This is a genomic window from Bradyrhizobium sp. S3.3.6, from assembly GCF_040546905.1.
GTDB lineage: Bacteria > Pseudomonadota > Alphaproteobacteria > Rhizobiales > Xanthobacteraceae > Bradyrhizobium > Bradyrhizobium cytisi.
This window is the reverse complement of the sequence record NZ_JBEPOT010000002.1, coordinates 703,747-721,577: the sequence shown is the minus strand read 5'-3', so window position 1 is coordinate 721,577 and position 17,831 is coordinate 703,747. Positions and strand designations below refer to the sequence as shown.

General features: G+C 64.8%; 18 protein-coding genes. 11 read left to right on the top strand and 7 right to left on the bottom strand.

Features of this window, described 5'->3' with window-relative positions; translation table 11 throughout:
• Positions 1 to 75: 75 nt before the first annotated feature.
• Complete coding sequence (locus tag ABID59_RS08075) at positions 76 to 2,253, bottom strand: lytic transglycosylase domain-containing protein (RefSeq protein WP_354083015.1); 2,178 nt, start codon at positions 2,251 to 2,253, stop codon at positions 76 to 78.
• 321 nt (positions 2,254 to 2,574) lie between these two features.
• Between ABID59_RS08075 and ABID59_RS08070 the strand changes: the two genes are divergently transcribed.
• The 8 genes from ABID59_RS08070 to ABID59_RS08035 all read left to right on the top strand — a co-directional run bounded on the left by ABID59_RS08070 (position 2,575) and on the right by ABID59_RS08035 (position 8,209).
• On the top strand, positions 2,575 to 4,311 hold the full coding sequence (locus ABID59_RS08070; protein ID WP_354083014.1) for an adenylate/guanylate cyclase domain-containing protein: 1,737 nt from the start codon (positions 2,575 to 2,577) through the stop codon (positions 4,309 to 4,311).
• Between the two features lie 105 nt (positions 4,312 to 4,416).
• The gene (locus tag ABID59_RS08065; protein WP_187435144.1) at positions 4,417 to 4,593 is read left to right on the top strand and encodes a hypothetical protein; all 177 of its coding nucleotides are present in this window, start codon (positions 4,417 to 4,419) and stop codon (positions 4,591 to 4,593) included.
• 208 nt (positions 4,594 to 4,801) lie between these two features.
• A complete protein-coding gene (locus ABID59_RS08060; protein WP_148753751.1) occupies positions 4,802 to 5,014 on the top strand; it encodes a hypothetical protein in 213 nt (70 codons plus the stop codon).
• A 136-nt stretch (positions 5,015 to 5,150) separates the two neighbouring features.
• Positions 5,151 to 5,408: a hypothetical protein gene (locus ABID59_RS08055; protein WP_354083013.1), complete on the top strand. Its 258-nt coding sequence runs from the start codon at positions 5,151 to 5,153 to the stop codon at positions 5,406 to 5,408.
• Positions 5,409 to 5,626: 218 nt separating this feature from the next.
• The gene (locus ABID59_RS08050) at positions 5,627 to 5,917 is read left to right on the top strand and encodes a hypothetical protein (RefSeq protein WP_148753753.1); all 291 of its coding nucleotides are present in this window, start codon (positions 5,627 to 5,629) and stop codon (positions 5,915 to 5,917) included.
• Between the two features lie 2 nt (positions 5,918 to 5,919).
• The gene (locus tag ABID59_RS08045; RefSeq protein WP_354083012.1) at positions 5,920 to 6,126 is read left to right on the top strand and encodes a CbtB domain-containing protein; all 207 of its coding nucleotides are present in this window, start codon (positions 5,920 to 5,922) and stop codon (positions 6,124 to 6,126) included.
• Positions 6,127 to 6,136: 10 nt separating this feature from the next.
• Positions 6,137 to 6,907 carry a CbtA family protein gene (locus tag ABID59_RS08040; RefSeq protein WP_354036984.1) on the top strand — a complete coding sequence of 257 codons (771 nt, stop codon included), beginning with the start codon at positions 6,137 to 6,139 and terminating at the stop codon, positions 6,905 to 6,907.
• Positions 6,908 to 7,336: 429 nt separating this feature from the next.
• Positions 7,337 to 8,209 (top strand): DUF1259 domain-containing protein, encoded by an 873-nt coding sequence (locus ABID59_RS08035; RefSeq protein WP_354083123.1) that lies wholly within the window; start codon positions 7,337 to 7,339, stop codon positions 8,207 to 8,209.
• A 33-nt stretch (positions 8,210 to 8,242) separates the two neighbouring features.
• Here the strand turns inward: ABID59_RS08035 and ABID59_RS08030 are convergent, their stop codons facing one another.
• Together ABID59_RS08030 and ABID59_RS08025 are read right to left on the bottom strand one after the other, a co-directional pair.
• Positions 8,243 to 9,304, bottom strand: coding sequence for a nickel/cobalt efflux transporter (locus ABID59_RS08030; protein WP_354083011.1), 1,062 nt, complete (start codon positions 9,302 to 9,304; stop codon positions 8,243 to 8,245).
• A 4-nt stretch (positions 9,305 to 9,308) separates the two neighbouring features.
• Positions 9,309 to 9,587, bottom strand: coding sequence for a metal/formaldehyde-sensitive transcriptional repressor (locus ABID59_RS08025; protein ID WP_063706516.1), 279 nt, complete (start codon positions 9,585 to 9,587; stop codon positions 9,309 to 9,311).
• Positions 9,588 to 10,108: 521 nt separating this feature from the next.
• On the opposite strand from ABID59_RS08025, the gene ilvD reads away from it, so the two are divergent.
• Positions 10,109 to 11,833, top strand: coding sequence for a dihydroxy-acid dehydratase (gene ilvD / locus ABID59_RS08020; protein ID WP_354083010.1), 1,725 nt, complete (start codon positions 10,109 to 10,111; stop codon positions 11,831 to 11,833).
• On the top strand, positions 11,820 to 12,644 hold the full coding sequence (locus ABID59_RS08015; protein WP_148753758.1) for a tetratricopeptide repeat protein: 825 nt from the start codon (positions 11,820 to 11,822) through the stop codon (positions 12,642 to 12,644). Before ilvD ends, ABID59_RS08015 begins: the two co-directional genes overlap by 14 nt.
• 63 nt (positions 12,645 to 12,707) lie before the next feature.
• On the opposite strand, the gene xth is transcribed toward ABID59_RS08015, so the two are convergent.
• On the bottom strand, positions 12,708 to 13,505 hold the full coding sequence (gene xth / locus ABID59_RS08010; protein WP_354083009.1) for an exodeoxyribonuclease III: 798 nt from the start codon (positions 13,503 to 13,505) through the stop codon (positions 12,708 to 12,710).
• Positions 13,506 to 13,639: 134 nt separating this feature from the next.
• On the opposite strand from xth, the gene ABID59_RS08005 reads away from it, so the two are divergent.
• Positions 13,640 to 15,982 (top strand): ATP-binding protein, encoded by a 2,343-nt coding sequence (locus tag ABID59_RS08005; protein ID WP_354083008.1) that lies wholly within the window; start codon positions 13,640 to 13,642, stop codon positions 15,980 to 15,982.
• Between the two features lie 126 nt (positions 15,983 to 16,108).
• Here the strand turns inward: ABID59_RS08005 and ABID59_RS08000 are convergent, their stop codons facing one another.
• The 3 genes from ABID59_RS08000 to ABID59_RS07990 form a co-directional block, all read right to left on the bottom strand.
• The gene (locus ABID59_RS08000; RefSeq protein ID WP_354083007.1) at positions 16,109 to 17,011 is read right to left on the bottom strand and encodes a hypothetical protein; all 903 of its coding nucleotides are present in this window, start codon (positions 17,009 to 17,011) and stop codon (positions 16,109 to 16,111) included.
• Positions 17,012 to 17,153: 142 nt separating this feature from the next.
• Positions 17,154 to 17,459, bottom strand: coding sequence for a HigA family addiction module antitoxin (locus ABID59_RS07995; RefSeq protein WP_148753762.1), 306 nt, complete (start codon positions 17,457 to 17,459; stop codon positions 17,154 to 17,156).
• Between the two features lie 17 nt (positions 17,460 to 17,476).
• Complete coding sequence (locus ABID59_RS07990) at positions 17,477 to 17,755, bottom strand: type II toxin-antitoxin system RelE/ParE family toxin (RefSeq protein ID WP_354083122.1); 279 nt, start codon at positions 17,753 to 17,755, stop codon at positions 17,477 to 17,479.
• Positions 17,756 to 17,831 lie beyond the last annotated feature (76 nt).

Genomic DNA, 17,831 nt, shown 5'->3' with positions numbered 1-17,831 from the left:
GCCGGCCGCGCAGAGCCGTCGGCCGCAGTCACCCCGTCCAGCTTCGCGCCGCGCTCCAGCCCCGGCGGTGCGGGCCTAGGGCGAGGGGGCTGCGGCCGATGCCGTCGGTGCCGCACCCACGTCTTGTGACGTGACACGCTGGACGTCCTTGCCGGCCACCATACCGCTGCCCTCGAAGCGGGCCCGGTAAACCAGCACGTTCTCCATCACCCGCTGCACGTAGTTGCGCGTCTCCGACAGCGGGATGCGCTCGACCCAGTCGACCGGATCGATCTTGGGATCTCTGGGGTCGCCGTGGGCCTGCACCCATTCGCGCACCCGGCCGCGGCCGGCATTGTAGCCGGCGAAGGTCATGATCTGGTTGCCGCGATATTCCGACAGCAACGCGCTGAGCTCGGCGGCACCCATCTGCGTGTTGTAGACGGGATCGGAGACCATCCTGTCCCAGTCATAGGTCACGCCGAAGCGCTTTGCCGTATCGCGGCCGGCTTCGGGCGTTACCTGCATGAGCCCGACGGCATTGGCGGCCGACTTGTCGCGCTGGTTGAACGAGCTCTCGGTGCGCGCCACTGAATAGATCACGCTGGTCTCGATCGCGGGCGCGACCTGCTTATGTTCAGGAATGCCGATCGTCGGGAAGGCGTAATGGTCCAGCGCCAGCCCGCGCGCCAGCGCCGACTTGCCGACCTCGAGCATGACGCGCGCATCGTTGCGCCGGCCGGCGAGCTCGCCGAGGGCTTCGAGCGCCGCGACGTCGGTGCTCTCCTTGGCGAAATCCTCGGCGTAGTAATACACCGTGTCGCGCTCTCCGATGCCGTACAGCATGTCGGCGGCGCGCACGCGCTCGTCCGTGGCCGGCGTGCCGACGGAGGCCAGCACGGGCGAGGGCGCCCGCAGCTCGATTCCCTCGAGGCCGAGGCGTGCACGGGCGAGCTGGCCGTAATAGGCGGTTGGATAGCGCGCGGCGGCCCTGTAGCTCATGCGCGCGTCGGCTGTGGCCCCCATGGCTTCGGCGGCGCGCCCGCGCCAGTAATGGGCGCGCGATAGCGCGAGCGGATTGGGCGAGCCCTCGTCGATCGCCGCAAAGTGCATCATCGCGGTCTTGGGATCGTCGAGATAGCGCAGCGCGATCCAGCCGCACATGAAGTGATAGTCGACGCGATAGACCTCCATCGCCGGCACCGCGGCGGCGCGCACCACATCATAGGCCGTCCCGGACTTGCCCTGGTCGAGCAGTTTTCGCGCCAGGAGGCGGCGCTCGCGCCACCAGGCATCGGTATCCTGCACCGCCATGGTGTCGGGCGCCGCAGCGAGGATCACCTCGGCCGCATCGTCGATGCGGTCCTTCTGGAGATGCCATTGCGCGCGGCAGAGGACATAGCCGAGGTCGCGGCGAGCATCGGCCGAGACGTCTTCGAGGTAGTCCTTGGCCTTGTTCTCCTTGCCGTTGACCGCCGCGCAGGCCTTGACGATCGCGAGCGCGTCCTCGCCGAGCCGCTTGGCCGCACGCCTTGCGCCGGCGTAGTCCTTGGCGCCAAGGCGCTTGTCCATGCGGGCGCGATGATCCTCGGCGGTCAGGAGGTCGCGGAACGCTGCGTAGGAATCCTCCTCGCTGCGCTCGGACAGTTCCTCCGAGCGCCAGGCCTCACGCACCAGACGCGCGGCCCTGTCGCTGTCGCCTTCGGCGAGCAGCACGCGGGCGAGCGCGAAACCGCCCTTGGCACTGGTGGGCCGGTCCATCGTGAAGGCGTGCACGGTGGCCGCATCGGTCTTCTCCTGCCACAGCCGCGCCTCGGCGCGCCGGCGCAGCAGCGCGGCGCTCGGCCAATCCGGATTGGCGGCGAGGAAGGCGGCGTAGCGCTTGAAATCCGCCGTGCTCTCGGAATGGCGCAGCATGAACCAGTCGGCGAGCTTTTGTCCGGCGGGATCGGCAATGCGGTCGCGCGCCGCGGTCGCATCATCGGTCTTGCCCTTGCGTGCAAGGTCGATCGCGTCCTTGAGCGCGGCGAGGTCGCCGGTCAGCGGCGGCGGGGCGGGCTTGTCCGCGGGCTCGTCGTCCTGCTTTTTCGACTTGCGCCTGGCCTCGGCATGTTTGCCGTGCTTGCCGGATGCAGCATGACGGTGCTTACCGGTTTTGGCCTCATGCGTCTTCTTCGGCGCTGATGACTTGGTCTTCGCTGCCAGCTCCGTCGGAAGGAGGGCTACAGCGGCCATGGCAAACACACACGCGAGCGAGCGTAGGCACTGGTTCATTCCGTGGTCCCCCTGCGAAACCAGCACAAACCAAAGTCCGCGACGACATGCGGCCGAGAATCAAAACCCCATCAAGAACGATGACACGGCATCGTTTCGCATTCCTCACGCTGCCGCAACAATGCGGCAAAATACGGATGGAACGCGGGAACTTGCGCAACGGAGGATAAACGGAGAGCTCTTAACCTTCGTTAACGAATAGGGTTTGCGCGACGGTTGCGGCAGCTCTTGGCGCGTGAACGGCCAGATTGCGCGTGTTCCCGGGCCCAAATTCGGTGTATTGGGTTCCCGAGCCTTCTTTCACCCCTTTGCCCGCGCCTCATGCCGCTTTTCAACCAGTCGATCCGGCGCAAGATCGTCGGCATCGCCCTCGGATTGATCGTCCTGATGCTGGTCACCTCGATCCTGTCGATCGTGATGTCCAGCCAGGTCGGCATCCTCCTTGACGAGCTGACCAACCGCTACATCCCGGCCTACGGAGATCTGGCGCGCGCCAATATCCGTTCGCTGGAGCGGGCGGTAGCGCTGCGGCGCATGGTCATGATGAAGATGCAGTCGCCAACGGACGAGGAGGCCTATGCGGCGCGCTTGCGCGAGTTCGAGGACGCTGACCGCAAGATCGAGCAGGAGGCCGAGAGCGCGCGCAAGCACATCAACGCGATCATCGACGATACCAGGACGCCTTCCGACAATGCCGCGTTGGCCCGGATCGAGACCCGGATCGAGACCGCCGTCATCGAGCTGCGCCGCGATCAGAACGAGGACCACGCAAAGCTGCTCAAGCAGATCGACGCCCAGCAGATGATAGAAGCCCGCAATACGCTGGAGCATATCGACGCGCTGCGCGACCAGTTCAACGAGAAGATCGACGCGATCCGGGCCGACATGCTGAAGCAGGTTTTCGTCTCTACGTCGCAGGTGATCCGCCACCAGCGGCAGGCGATCATCATTTCCGGCATCGTCACCGTCCTTGCGGCGGTGGTCGGATTTGCCTTTGCGCTGCTGGTCAGTAGCGGCATCACCCGCCCGGTGCGGCTGCTGCTCGCCGGCACTCGCGAGGTCGAGGCGGGCCGCTTCGACAAGGCCATCACGGTCTCGACCCAGGACGAGATCGGCGAGCTCGCGGCCGCCTTCAACCGCATGATCGAGCAGTTGCGCCACAACGAGCGCATCCGCGAGACGTTCGGCCGCTATATCGATCCCAAGGTGGTGCAGGGCCTGATCGACCGGCCCGAGGTTGCCATCGACGGCCAGCGCCGGGTGATGACCATCATGTTCTCTGACATGAGCGGCTTCACCTCGATGAGCGAGGGCATGACCCCGCGCGGCCTAGTCAAGGTGATGAACCACTATTTCACGGTGATGTCAGCTCCGATCCGGAACAACCGTGGCGTGATCGACAAATATATCGGCGACGCCATCATGTCCTATTGGGGCCCGCCCTTCGTCGAGGAGGACGAGCATGCGCTGCTCGCCGGGCTTACCGCCATTGATATGGCCGACGAAGTGCCCGCGTTGCAGAAGCAATTGCCGGACCTGCTCGGCATCCGCGCCATGCCGGTGCCGTGCGATTTGCGCATCGGCATCGCCACTGGCGAGGTCCTGACCGGTAGCATCGGCTCCGAGCTGATGATGAGCTTTACGGTGATGGGCGACGCGGTGAACCTCGCCTCGCGGCTGGAGGCCGCCAACAAGGTCTACGGCACCCGCATCCTGATCTCGCAGGCGACCGCCGAGGCGATCGGCGCGCGCCTCGAATTGCGCGAGATCGACCGTCTCGCGGTGGTCGGCCAAAGCGTGCCGCAGCCCGTGTTCGAGGTGATGGGCAGGGCAGGCGCGCCCAATCCGCCGCAGGAGAGCCTGCGCGCGCACTATGCGGAAGGCCTTGCCGCCTATCGCGCGTGTCGTTTCGACGAGGCACGCGGCGCGTTCAACGCGGCGCTGGAGAGCGCTCCCGGCGACGGCCCGTCGCGCGCCATGCTCGCCCGCATTGCACAGTTCGAGGCCAACCCGCCGGCAGCCGATTGGAACGGCGCCTGGCGGTTGGAGAGCAAATAGCCGTCCGCCCGCGAATAATTGATTCTACCCTATAACAATGTTCGCAATGACCTAATGTCTGGGCTTAGGTTAGTTGTCCTTGAGGCGTTTAATGGGGATACGCCGATGACAGAACTTGAGGACAGGCTGGAGCGGTTCGAGACGCTCACCGCCGAATGCGAGCTGATTGCCAAGCTCGCCACCGACAGCAAGAAGCGCGAGTTTTACCTGAAGCTCGGGGAGCAGTACCGCCAGCTTGCGGTGGACATGCGCCAGGCGATCGCGACCAAGGCGGCGGCCTGAAACGGCTTAAGGGTTCCAATTGGAACGAGGCACGACGCGGCATCCCTGCGTTTGCAGGATCGCGCGTGATCGCAAGCCGTTCTTAACAATTGAGACGCATTCTTGATGGGAAGCGGGGAGTCGCGCATTGCGTCTCCCGGCGATGGGAATGCCTGGGGCAAGGTCGCCATGCGAAATTGCCTGTAGCTCGTTTGATGGTTGACATCCCATGCGTCTGCTTGCGGTCATCTTGTTTGCGCTTCTGACGGCAGCCTGCAACCAGGAGCAGGACGTCACGGGCTCGACACCGCTCTGCGCGCTGCGGAACTACAGCTCCTACAATCCCCGCGACATGAACCAGTGCGTTGCCGCCTGCAAGTCGTGTGACCACGGCAATACGGTCACGTGCACCACCTCCTGCACGCTCCGCGGCGCGCACTGAAAGCAAGGCATGCCGGCGAGGTCGCGCACGACACGCTGGCCTATGTGGCTATGAGCTCGCTCGGCGGTGCCGGGACACCGGAACGATCACGCAGGATAGTCATTGGAGTAAGCGGGCAGGACACGGAGTCCTATGGATGGGTACGCTCGATCCCGGCCGGTTTCTCGTGTCTTGCTCGCATTGCGAGGCTTGGCCGATGGCGGCCAACGTCAAACGCGCGAGCTGGTCGGCGCAGCCGCATGAGGTTAGGTTCGTCTGTCCGCGCTGCCGCCGTGAGGAGACCGCGATCGTCTCTGCGTCCGGGCAGCTGTTACCGATCAAGCGCGTCGACATTCCCCCGCACGAGGTGATCGCGGCCTGGGCCCGGGCCCAACGCCTGCGCGGGCGAACCTAGGGTTTCGGCAGGTCGGTCGCCGAGAACATCATCCGCTGCCCGCTGATGGGCCGCGCACCGGCATCGGCCAGCTCGTCGATGCCGGCGAGCGAGCGGGCCATGATCAGGACGCGCGCGGAGCATGAGCCGGCCTGATTGCGGGCTGGCGGAATTCGTCGATAGCTGTGGTAGGGTAGCGCCGGGAGTTCACCTATGGTGCTCACGGGGCGCGCGACAGCTTGAGCAACGAGGTCCATTGGCGCGACGACATCGCGTCGCTGGTGTTTCCCGTCGCCGGACATGGCGCGATCTGCGCCGTGCACCGGGGCGCCTTCCGGACCTTGCTGGGCAGCGAGCCGACGCCGGACGCCTGCTTCGGCTATTTCCGGCAGTTTGAGGCCGCCTTTCGGGCCGCAGCCGGTGCCAAGATCGCCCGCAAGGGCATTTTGCCGGGGACGAGCCTGCATCTTACCAGTCGCGACATTGCCCGGAAGCTGCTAGAAGACGCGCAAATCGCCAACGGAGAATAGCCATGAGCCAGTCCCAGCTCGCAGACGCCCAGGTCACGACCCAGGTCACGCTTCCGGTCGCCGCCGGGCAGGTGGGACGGCTGTCGCAGGCTCTGATGGCCATGGTGCTCGGCGTGTTCGTCGTCGGCATGGTCGGCTTCTCCCACATCGACGTCGTCCACAACGCCGCACACGACGTGCGGCACTCGAACGCGTTCCCCTGCCACTAACCGGGGTGGCATGAGCACATTTCGCTCGATCGTCTTCGCGTCGGTCATTGCCGGTTTCATCGTCGGTCTCATCGTCACCGTCGTCCAGCAGTTCGGCACCGTCCCCCTGATCCTGAAGGCGGAAGTCTTCGAGAAGGCGGCGGAGGCGCACCAGCATGACACTCCGGCCACTGCGCAACCGGCAGCAGCCGGGCATGACCACGCAGGCCATGACCACGGCGCCGGCGGCCACGACCATGGCGCCGGGGCCTGGGAGCCGCGCGATGGTTTCGAGCGCAACGCCTATACTGCGGCCGCCAATATCCTGACCGCGATCGGATTCGCGCTGCTGCTGGCCGGCTTCTTCGCCGTGCGCAGCGGCGCTACGGGGGCCCTTGTGTCCTGGCATGAAGGCCTGCTGTGGGGCCTCGCGGGCTTTGCCGTCTTCACCCTGGCGCCCGGCCTCGGCCTGCCTCCGGAGCTGCCCGGCGTGCCCGCCGCGCCGCTTTTGTCGCGCCAGATCTGGTGGCTCGCCGCCGTGCTGGCCACGGCGGGAGGGCTCGCTTTGATCGCCTTCCGCCGCTCGGTGCCGGCCGCGGTCGCCGGCGTGATCCTGCTGACCCTGCCGCATCTGATCGGCGCACCGGAGCTCGCCAACATCGAGACCAACGTGCCGTCGTCGCTGACGCATCAGTTCGTCACGGCGGTAACGGTGACGAGCCTGGTGTTCTGGACCTTGCTCGGCGGTCTGACGAGCGCGATGTTCGCGCGTTTCGATCGCGGTGCGGACCAGCGCACCTAAAGCTTGCCCGTCGTCCAGACCGTCTCGACGAAGCCGAGCGGCCAAGCGCCCTGGACAAAGCCGGGGCGAGAGGGCGTCAATCGATTTCGTTCCATGGGATCGGCGAAATCTTTTCGCGGATCCGCTGATTGCACGCGATTGACAGCTTGGACTCCCGGGTTTCTAGTTGAGGCATCGGGGATATGCGGTCTCCCCGCGAGGCGACATGCCCAAGCATCGCGTCCTGATCATCAAGGGCGCAGCATGTCCACTTCACGCACCTCGATTTCTTTCGACAGAATGGCTCATTCGCCTCGCGCGGCATGCGTCGGCGCGCGCGGTGCGGATGCCTGAGCCCGAAAAACGGATTCGACCTGGGGCAGGGACACCAGGAGAATGACCATGCGACTACGAACAACCTGTCACGCAGCCATCTTGCTGGCCGCCGTCATGGGCCCAGCGTCGCTCGCTGCGCAATTCATTGCGCCGGCCCAGGCGGAAGACATCAACTGGCAGGCGATCGACCAAACGCTAGGCCGCAAGGCCGCCGTCTCGGATGATGTCCACCGATACGGGTTTCCTCGCAACGATCTGTCCGTGACTCTGGACGGGGTCGCGATCAAGCCGGCACTGGCCCTCGGCGGCTGGGTGGCGTTCAAGCCAGCCCATGGTGGCGCCATGGTCATGGGCGACCTTGTGCTCCTCGAGACCGAAATCAATCCCGTGATGGCGAAGATGATCGCGAGCGGTCTCGAGATCACGGCCGTGCACAACCACCTCCTGCGTGCGAGCCCGGCGACGTTCTACATGCATGTCGCGGGACACGGCGACCCCGTCAAATTGGCCTCAGCGATCCACGACGCACTCGCCGAAAGCAAGACCCCGCCGACTGTTGCCGCGCCGGCCAATCCGCCGCCCGCCGTCGATCTCGATACAACCAAGCTCGACCAGATCATCGGCGCGAAGGGACAGGCCAATGGCGGCGTCTACCAATTCAACGTCAAGCGCCGCGATCCGATCACGCAGGAGGGCATGCCGCTCACCCCCGTCGGGGCGATGGGCGTTGCGATCGGCATCAACTTCCAGCCAACTGGCGGGGGCAACGCCGCCATCACCGGCGACTTCGTTCTGTCGGGTGACGAGGTGAATCCGGTGCTTGCGGCACTGCTGGCGAATGGCATCGAGATGACGGCACTGCACAGCCACATGCTGGATGAGCAGCCACGGCTCTTCTTCATGCACTTCTGGGCTCACGACGACGCCATCAAGCTCGCCAAGGGCCTGCGGGCCGCGCTTGATAAGACTGCGAGCACGAAAGGCTGACCGGACAGGCAACGGATGCCGCTCCGCTGCCGATCACGACATCAGTTCGTGCAGGCCAGTCCAGCCGGTGTAGAGGCCGACGAAGACGATCAGGGCCGCCGACACGTAGGGCGCGCGGTGGGCGTAACGGCTGAAGCCGCCCCAGTGCCGTTCGACATGGCGCAGGCTGAGCGCGGCGAGAACGCCTGCCGACACCATCGTGATCGCAAGCCCGACACCGAAGGACAGCACAAGGACAAAGCCGAGGCTGAATTGCTTCAGCTGTATGCAAAGCAGCAGCACGGTGATCGCGGCGGGGCAGGGGATCAGTCCGCCGGTGAGGCCGAACAGCACAATCTGCGCCCTCGTCACGTTGCGCCCCCCAAAGCGCTTGCGGATGTCGGCGGCATGGGCGCGCGCGTGCGCGTCGTCCTCGTCGCCGAGATCCATGTGGTCGTGATCATGCTCCTCAAACAGGATCTCGGTGGCGTCGCCTGCAAGCGCGATGCGCGCCTTGAACGCATGCGGCTCGGGAATCTCCCCGACGCTTTCGAGGTATCCATCGCAAGCGGCAAACGCGAATGTCTGCTCCGAGCCGTCCTCGCGGATGGTGGTCACCTTGATATCGCGGGCGGCGGGAAGTTCGCCGGCCTCGTTCCGGATCCGCCAGCGAGGGGGCACGCCGTCCTCGAACACCTCCAGCAAGAGCTGCAACCCTGCCAGCGAGATGGATTGCGGTTCGTCGTGGTGGTGATGGTCGTGCGCGTGGCTCTGCTCCCGCCAGGTGCGCCAGACCATCCAGCCGGCGATGCCGATGATGATGACGGCGGACGCCATTTGCAGATAGGCCTCGCTGCGTTCGCCTGATAATTCCCGGCCGAAATACAAGCCCGCGAGTGCGATCGCCCAGACGATGGCGGTATGGGAGATGGTCGCCGACAGGCCAAGCAGCACGGCCTGAAGCACGGTGCCCCTGATTGCAATGATGAACGCAGCCATCATGGTCTTGGAATGCCCGGGCTCGAGACCATGCAGCGCGCCGAGGAGGATGGCGCTAGGCACGAACAGCCATGCATGCGCGCTGCTCTGCTGGAGCAGGTGAGACAGGTCGGTCATCCGTTCACTTCAAATAGGTTCGGACGACGTCGATGAGGTCGGCGGCGCCCTTGGCCTTCTCCGGATCCTTCTCGTGCGCGGGATCCACGACATGATGGCGGATGTGGTCCTCCAAGAGCTCGGTGGTGAGACCGCTGATCGCGCCTTTCACCGAAGCCACCAGCATCAGCACATCGGCGCAGCCGATCTCCGACTCGAGCGCGCGCTCGACGGCCTCGAGCTGGCCCTTGATACGCCGGACCCGACCGATGAGCTTCGACTTGTGCTTGATCGTATGTGACATGCCCATAAGATAGGGGGGTACCCTATACGAGTCAATGCGTGGATGCTGATCGTACAGCTGCCTTTGGCCAAGGCGGCGGCGTGGAGGGAGAAAGCCCTCATCCATCACCGTCACTCCGAGGCGCCGGCGCGCAGCCGAGGCCCCGAAGGATGCATGGGGTGGGAAACGGTCGACTCAGTCTGGCTCCGCTCGCCAATGCCGCAAGGCTGGGCGCGCCTCTCCCTTCACAAAATCTGTAGTTGTGGATGGCCGGTCTCACGAGGGTAACACAGTAGGCTTTTCCGTGTCCTCTGAGCCACTTTTGTGCTCTTCATGCAACATTCCCGCGCGATTTGACCCCTATCGCAGTCCGTTCGCATCGGCGCCGCTTTTTGGCCACACCCAAACATGAATAAAATCCAACTCTAATGTTTCAGGGGCTGGGCTGGTCCCTTGCAGGCGGCGGAAAATCCCAAGGTCGATTCAAATCTTGGGTCTGATGTTCCGGGTCTGACAAGGGTTAGCCAAGGAAACTGGTCGCGATGGACGCCAAGACCAACATCAAGCAGAGGCTGCCGAGCCGTCACGTGACGGAAGGCCCTTCGCGCGCGCCCCACAGGTCCTACTTCTACGCCATGGGTCTGACCACCGAGCAGATCCACCAGCCCTTCGTCGGGGTCGCCTCGTGCTGGAACGAGGCCGCCCCCTGCAACATCTCTCTGATGCGCCAGGCGCAGGCGGTGAAGAAGGGCGTCGCGTCCGCCGGCGGCACGCCGCGCGAATTCTGCACCATCACGGTCACCGACGGCATCGCCATGGGCCATGACGGCATGCGCTCCTCGCTGCCCTCGCGCGAATGCATCGCCGACTCCGTCGAGCTGACCGTGCGCGGCCATGCCTATGACGCGCTCGTTGGCTTGGCCGGCTGCGACAAGTCGCTGCCGGGCATGATGATGGCGATGGTCCGCCTCAACGTGCCCTCGATCTTCATCTATGGCGGCTCGATCCTGCCCGGCAATTTTCGCGGACAGCAGGTCACCGTGCAGGACATGTTCGAGGCCGTCGGCAAGCACTCGGTCGGCGCCATGTCGGACGAGGATCTCGACGAGATCGAGCGCGTGGCGTGCCCCTCGGCCGGCGCCTGCGGCGCGCAGTTCACCGCCAACACCATGGCGACCGTCTCCGAGGCCATCGGCCTGGCGCTGCCTTACTCGGCCGGTGCCCCGGCACCGTATGAAATCCGCGACGCCTTCTGCATGACCGCAGGCGAGAAGGTGATGGAGCTGATCGCGTCCAATCTCCGGCCGCGCGACATCGTCACCCGCAAGGCGCTCGAGAACGCGGCCGCCGTAGTCGCGGCCTCCGGCGGCTCGACTAATGCTGCGCTGCACCTGCCGGCGATCGCGCATGAAGCCGGCATCAAGTTCGACCTGTTCGACGTCGCCGAAATCTTCAAAAAGACACCGTATGTCGCGGATTTGAAGCCGGGTGGCCGTTATGTCGCCAAAGACATGTTTGAAGTAGGTGGCATACCGCTTCTGATGAAGACGCTGCTCGACAACGGATTTCTCCACGGTGACTGCATCACTGTCACCGGTCGAACGATCGCCGAAAACCTCAAGAGCGTGAAGTGGAATCCGCACCAGGACGTGGTGCACCCGGCAGACAAGCCCATCACCGTCACCGGCGGTGTGGTTGGTCTGAAGGGGAATTTGGCGCCAGAAGGTGCGATCGTGAAAGTCGCGGGAATGTCCAATCTGAGGTTCACCGGTCCGGCGCGTTGCTTCGACCGGGAAGAGGACGCCTTTGAGGCCGTCCAGAACCGCACGTACCGCGAAGGCGAAGTCATCGTGATCCGCTACGAGGGCCCCAAGGGCGGCCCCGGCATGCGGGAAATGCTCCAGACCACCGCGGCGCTGACCGGCCAGGGCATGGGCGGCAAGATCGCGCTCATCACCGACGGCCGCTTCTCCGGCGCCACCCGCGGCTTCTGCATCGGTCATGTCGGCCCCGAAGCTGCCATCGGCGGCCCGATCGCACTGTTGCAGGATGGCGACATCATCGAGATCGACGCCGTTGCCGGAATCCTTAACGTAAAATTGAGCGACGCCGAGCTCGCGCAACGCAAGACCAAATGGAGCGCTCGCGCGACTAACCACACGACGGGCGCGCTCTGGAAATATGCCCAGCAGGTTGGACCAGCGGTCGGTGGGGCAGTAACCCATCCGGGCGGCGCGCACGAGAAACAGTGTTATGCGGACATCTAGGCGTGCCATTGTTGCGTTTGTGTTGGGGGCTGCCGCGCTGGCCGCGCCGGCGCTTGCCTTCGACGGTGCGCCGGTCAACCAGAAGGATGCGACCATCCCGGTCGTGACCACCTTGCCCGGTGCTGCGGGCGCGGTGCGCAAGTCCTTGCCGCCGGTCGCGACCCAGGAAACCTCGCTCAGCGCTCTGCAATATGCCGCCGAGGGCGGTCACCCGATCGCGCAGTGGAAGCTCGGCCGCATGTACGCCAGCGGCGACGGCGTGGCCCAGGACGACGTGCGCGCCTTCGAATATTTCACCCGCATCGCCAATGCCCATGCTGAGGACAGCCCGTCGGCGCCGCAGGCGCAGGTCGTGGCCAACGCCTTCGTCGCGCTCGGCCGCTACTATTTGAGCGGTATCCCGAACTCGAAGATCAAGGCCGATCCGGACCGGGCGCGGGAGATGTTCTCCTACGCGGCGTCTTATTTCGGCAACGCGGACGCCCAGTACGATCTCGCCCGGCTCTATCTGAAGACGCCGGACGCCTCGCGCGAGGATTTCCGTTACGGCGCGCGATGGCTCGGCCTCGCCGCCCAGAAGGGCCAGCACGAGGCCCAGGCGCTGCTCGGGCAGATGCTATTCAACGGCGACCGGCTGCCGCGGCAGGCTGCGCGCGGCCTGATGTGGCTGACCTTGGCGCGTGACAGCGCCGGCACCGACGAGACCTGGATCAAGGAAAACTACAACCGCGCTTTCGCCAAGGCGTCGGACGACGACCGCGCCATGTGCCTGCAAATGCTGGAGCAGTGGGTGCAGGGCCGCCACGAGTAAGCGCGGCGACCTCGGTGCCGTAAATGGGGCAAAAGCGGAGCGCGCCCACCACCTGAGCGGCGCTTACGCTGCCTCCAGATCCAGATCCGCCCACACCGGCACGTGGTCCGATGGCTTCTCCCAGGCCCGCACATAGCTATCGATGCCGACGTTGGCGAGCCGGTCGCTGGCCTGCGGCGATAGAAGCAGATGGTCGATGCGCAAGCCCTGGTTCTTCTGCCAGGCCCCCGCCTGGTAGTCCCAAAAAGTATAGAGCCCGGGCTTGTCGGTGACGGCCCGCAGGGCATCGGTAAGGCCGAGGCCGAGCAGGGACTGGAAGCTCTCCCGCGTCTCGGCCTTGAACAGGGCGTCCTCGGTCCAGGCGGCGGGATTGTGGACGTCGCGGGCGTGCGGAATGACGTTGAAGTCGCCCGCGAGGATCAGCGGCTCCTCCGTCTTAAGGCGCTCCTTCGAATACTCAAGAAGCCGCGACATCCATTTGAGCTTGTAGGGATATTTCTCGGTCCCGACCGGGTTTCCGTTGGGCAGATAGAGGCAGGCGATGCGCATCACGCCGCGCTTGAGCGTCACCACGCCCTCGAGGAAGCGGGCATGCGCGTCCTCGTCGTCGCCGGCGAGCCCCGACTTGGTCTCGTCGAACTTGAGCTTGGAGAGCAAAGCGACGCCGTTGAAGGTCTTCTGCCCGTGGGTGACCACGTTGTAGCCCAGCGCCTCGATCTCCAGCCGCGGGAACGCCTCGTCGACGCATTTGATCTCCTGCAGGCAGACGATGTCCGGTTGGCACTCCCTGAGCCAGGTCAGCAGAAGGTCGATCCGCTGCCGGACTGAATTCACGTTCCAGGTGGCTACTCTGATGGGCATGTCGACGGGCTCCGGGCAGGGGCCATGGTTAGAACAAAATGCAAACGTGCCCGTCAAGGACGCCGCAAAATCTCCCACAAAATTAACCCGGCTTAAGCAGGCGGCAGGCCATTGATGCGGAAAAGGTTCCTCGGATGGGATGGCCGGACAAATCCGCTACAGAGACTGAGCCGCAGGATGGCCTGAAAGACGGCCTGGTTGGCGCGTTCCTGTACTGGCTCGGCGGCTTCGAGATCGAGGACGGCCTGACCGCCGGTCTCAGCGAGCGCGAGCTGCGCCGCATCCGCGCCAAGCAGATCGACGCCGTGACGCGGGCCATCCCGGTGACGATGGCCGTGACCATGCTCAATGTCGCCATCGTGCTGATCCTGTTCTGGGGCCGGGGCTGGAACGATTTCCTCGCGATCTGGGGCATGACGCTTGCCGCCGCCGCCTCGCTCGCGGTGAGGGCGTGGCGGCGCGCGCAGCAGAATCCGCCGCAGGAAGCGTCACGCCGCGCGACGCGGCAAATGATGCGGCAGGCATTCTTCCTGGCCGCGATCTGGGGCATGCTGCCGCTCGCATTGTTCAGCCGCGTCGGCCCGACCAGCCAGCTGATCCTGGCCTGCCTGATGGTTGGCATGATGTCGGGCGGCGCCTTCACGTTGTCGACCTTTCCGCGTGCGGGCCTCGTCTATCTCGCGACCATGACGGTCGCCTGCGCCGGCGCGATGCTGTTGTGCGGTGCTGGTCCGTATGCCCTGACCGCGGTGTTCCTGCTGCTGTTCGCGTTCTTCATGGCGCGCAACATCGTCTCGCAGGGCAATCTGTTCCTCGGCAATCTCAAGGCCCGGCTCGAGCTCGAACGCCAGACCGAGATCATCTCGCTGCTGCTGAAGGATTTTCAGGAGAACGCCAGCGACTGGCTGTGGCAGACCGACGCCGAAGGGCATCTCACGGATGTGCCAGAGCGCTTCGCCGACGTCGCGCAGCTGCCGCTTCCACTGCTGAAGGGGTCGCTCTTCGCCGACGTGCTCGACATGCTGTGCCCCGAAGACAAGGCGGCTGCCTACAACGTCGTCGGCCTGATGGAGCACGCCGAGCCGCTGCACGAGATGAACCTCAAGGTCGTTGCGGGCGGTGAGGCGCGGCTGTGGTCGCTGACGGCGAAACCGGCCTATGACCGCGACGGGCAATTTTTGGGTTATCGCGGCTTTGGCCGAGATGTCACCGAGCGCTGGCGCGCGGAAAAGGCCGAGGCCGAGAGCCGCGCGAAGTCGGATTTTCTCGCCGTGATGAGCCACGAGATCCGCACGCCCATGAACGGCGTGCTCGGACTTGCGAGCATGCTGCTCGAAACAAGACTCGATCCGGAGCAGCGCGAGGCCGTCACCACGATCCGCGAATCCGGTGACAACCTCCAGCGCATCCTCAACGATATCCTCGATCTGTCCAAGCTCGAGGCCGGGCGCTTCGCGTTCGAGGCGATCGACTTTGCGCCGCAGACGCTGGTCGAGACGGTCGCGACCGTGGTGCGCGCAAGCGCCAAGAGCAAGGGGCTCGCGGTCAAGGTCGAGCTCGATCCGGATCTGCCGCCGACGCTGCGCGGCGACGTCGCGCGGATCCGGCAGGTGTTGCTCAATCTCGCCTCCAACGCCGTGAAGTTCACCGATCAGGGCGAGGTGACGATCAAGGCGATTTGCCAGGCGCGCCGCGATCTGCTCGCGACCGTCGAATGGACCGTGACGGACAGCGGCATCGGCATTGCGCCCGAGAAGCTCGGACAGCTGTTCTCGGATTTCGCGCAGGCCGATGCCTCGATCAGCCGCCGCTTCGGCGGCACTGGCCTCGGTCTCGCGATCTCCCGGCGTATCATCGAGCAGATGGGCGGCACCATCGGCGTCATCTCGACGCCGGGCGAGGGCTCGACCTTCCGCTTCACGCTGGTGCTGCCGTGGAGCCAGGCGCAGACGTCAAGTCAGGACGCGGGCCGCGATGAAGCGGACGACCTCAAGGCCCGCATCGCGGGCCTCGACCGGCCGCTGAAGGTGCTGGTCGCCGAGGATGATGCCGTCAACCGCATGGTCGTGAGCAAGATGCTCGGTGCCTTCGAGGTCGAGCTCCGGGTCGTCGCCGATGGCGTGGACGCCGTCGCGGCCGTCTCCGAAGGCGATTACGACATCGTGCTGATGGACGTGCGCATGCCAGAGATGGATGGCCTTGCCGCGACCCGGGCGATCCGCGCGGAAGGCGGGCGCTTCGAGGCCCTGCCGATCATCGCACTGACAGCCAACGCCTTCCCCGAAGACGTCAAGATCTGCCGCGAGGCCGGCATGTCGGACTTCCTGGCGAAGCCGCTACGGAAGGCCGCACTGGCCGCGGCCCTGCTGCGCGGGCTGGACGGTCACGTGATGGCAGAGGACGCGCCGCTCCAGCCGGAGTTGATGCCGGTCGAGGTGGCGTGGACGGACGAGGAACGGCAGATGACTGGGGCTTAAAGCACTTTCAAGCGAAGTGAATGCCGGTTGGCGCAAAGCAAACGCGTCAAAAAGAGAATCGCCGATCAAATCGTCGACGAAATCGATTTGGTGCTCTGCCACGGCCGACAATGCAACGCGGCGCCGCTACAGTTTTGCATAGACCCGCCCGGCGACCGCTTTCAGGCGCTCGACCGAACCGGACTCTGGATGCGGCTTGACCGGTGCGAACAGGATCGAAGCCTGCCTGCCGTTCTTCCAGACATAGACGTTGACGGCGTTGCCGTTGCCCTTGGTGCAGGAATGCTCGCCAAACGCTTCATTGCCGAGCTCCGGGATCGCCACGTGCTGGCACGGCCCGGTGCGTTTCATCATGCTGATGACCGTGTCGCGCGAGATCGCGATCACCGCAACTGTCATGGTGTTGGCCGCGCGATCGAACATCATGCAGCTGCCGGCGCCGGTCCGCTGGACCGTCAGCGTGCTCTTGTCGAGAAAGCCGTCCGCATCGGCGGCAGTGAGCCACTCGCAATTGCCGAACCGCTCGCTGCTCTTGCTCACGTTGGCGATGGCAACGCGGGCGCCTTCGGTGAGCGGCCCGAGCAACGCGTCGTCGGCACGCCGACCGGTCGGATAGACGCTGATCTGCAGGATGTAATCCCCGGACAAGGCGACGACCGAGGCCTCCTGGCGCTCCGCGCCGGCGGCGCTCGTTCCGCCCTGGCCTTCGTCGCCGATGTCAGCGACTGCGTTAAGCGGCATGCGCTCGCCAAGCGTCTTGACGAAGGTCGCGTATAATTCCTTGGCGCGGTCCTTGTCGGGATTGCGAAACACGGTCAGCATCATCGTGTCGCCGCGCCCGCCCTGATAGATGCAGCCGCGGCCGTCCTGATTTGAAATCAGTGACCATTTGAGCGCCGGCATCGCGTCGGCGAGCTCCTTGGCGCTGATGAACGGGCAGGTTTCGGCAGCGTGCACGGGCAGCACCGGGACGGCTGCGATTGCAAGGAATAGAACGAAGCAACAGAGCAGCCGATCGATAATGCGCATTTGATAATTGACTTCCACTATTGGCGCGCCACGGCCGATGAAGATGGGCACAATTGGTTTCGCCGGGGCGCTATGATGGAGCGGCCGGCCGCCCGCGCCGATCCGCAGATTTTCGACGCCTTGCGATATTGCGCTCCGCCGCTCAGGCTGCTTCCGGCTTGTTTACGGTCTCGATGCGGTCAAGAGTCTTACCGAGTTCGCGCTTTGCGAGCTGCATATCATAGTCGTTCTGCAGGTTGAGCCAAAGCTGGGCGGTTGTCCCGAGCGCCTTAGCAAGCCGGAGCGCAGTGTCGGCAGTAATGCCGGTCTGTTCGCTGGCGATCCGCTCGATCCGGGTGCGAGGCAAGCCGCAGGCCTTGGCAAGAGCGCCCGCCGACATTTTCAGCGGAACCAGGAACTCCTCCCGCAGAACCTCACCTGGATGCATGGGCTTGAGCTTCTTGGCCATTGTCGCGTCCTCTCCTTCTAATGGTAGTCTACAATTTCGACGTCCGCCGGGCCTTGCGCTGTCCAAACAAAGCACGCGCGGAATTGGTCGTTGATTCTGGTTGAGTGTTGCCCCTTGCGATCGCCCGCCAATGCCTCATGGCGGTTGCCAGCAGGCGATTTCAAGTCGCCCAAATCGCCCGCGGCGTTTAGATAGCGCAGTTTCCGGCGCGCTACCTTGACCAGGTCGGCCGGAAAGCCCTTAGGACTTTCGCCATTGAAGACGGCCTCGGTGGTTTTGTCCCGGAAGCTTCTGATCGCTCACAAGGTGTATCATTGGATGATACGCCTGTCAATATCAACGTATCAATCAATGATACGCGGCCTAGCCGCA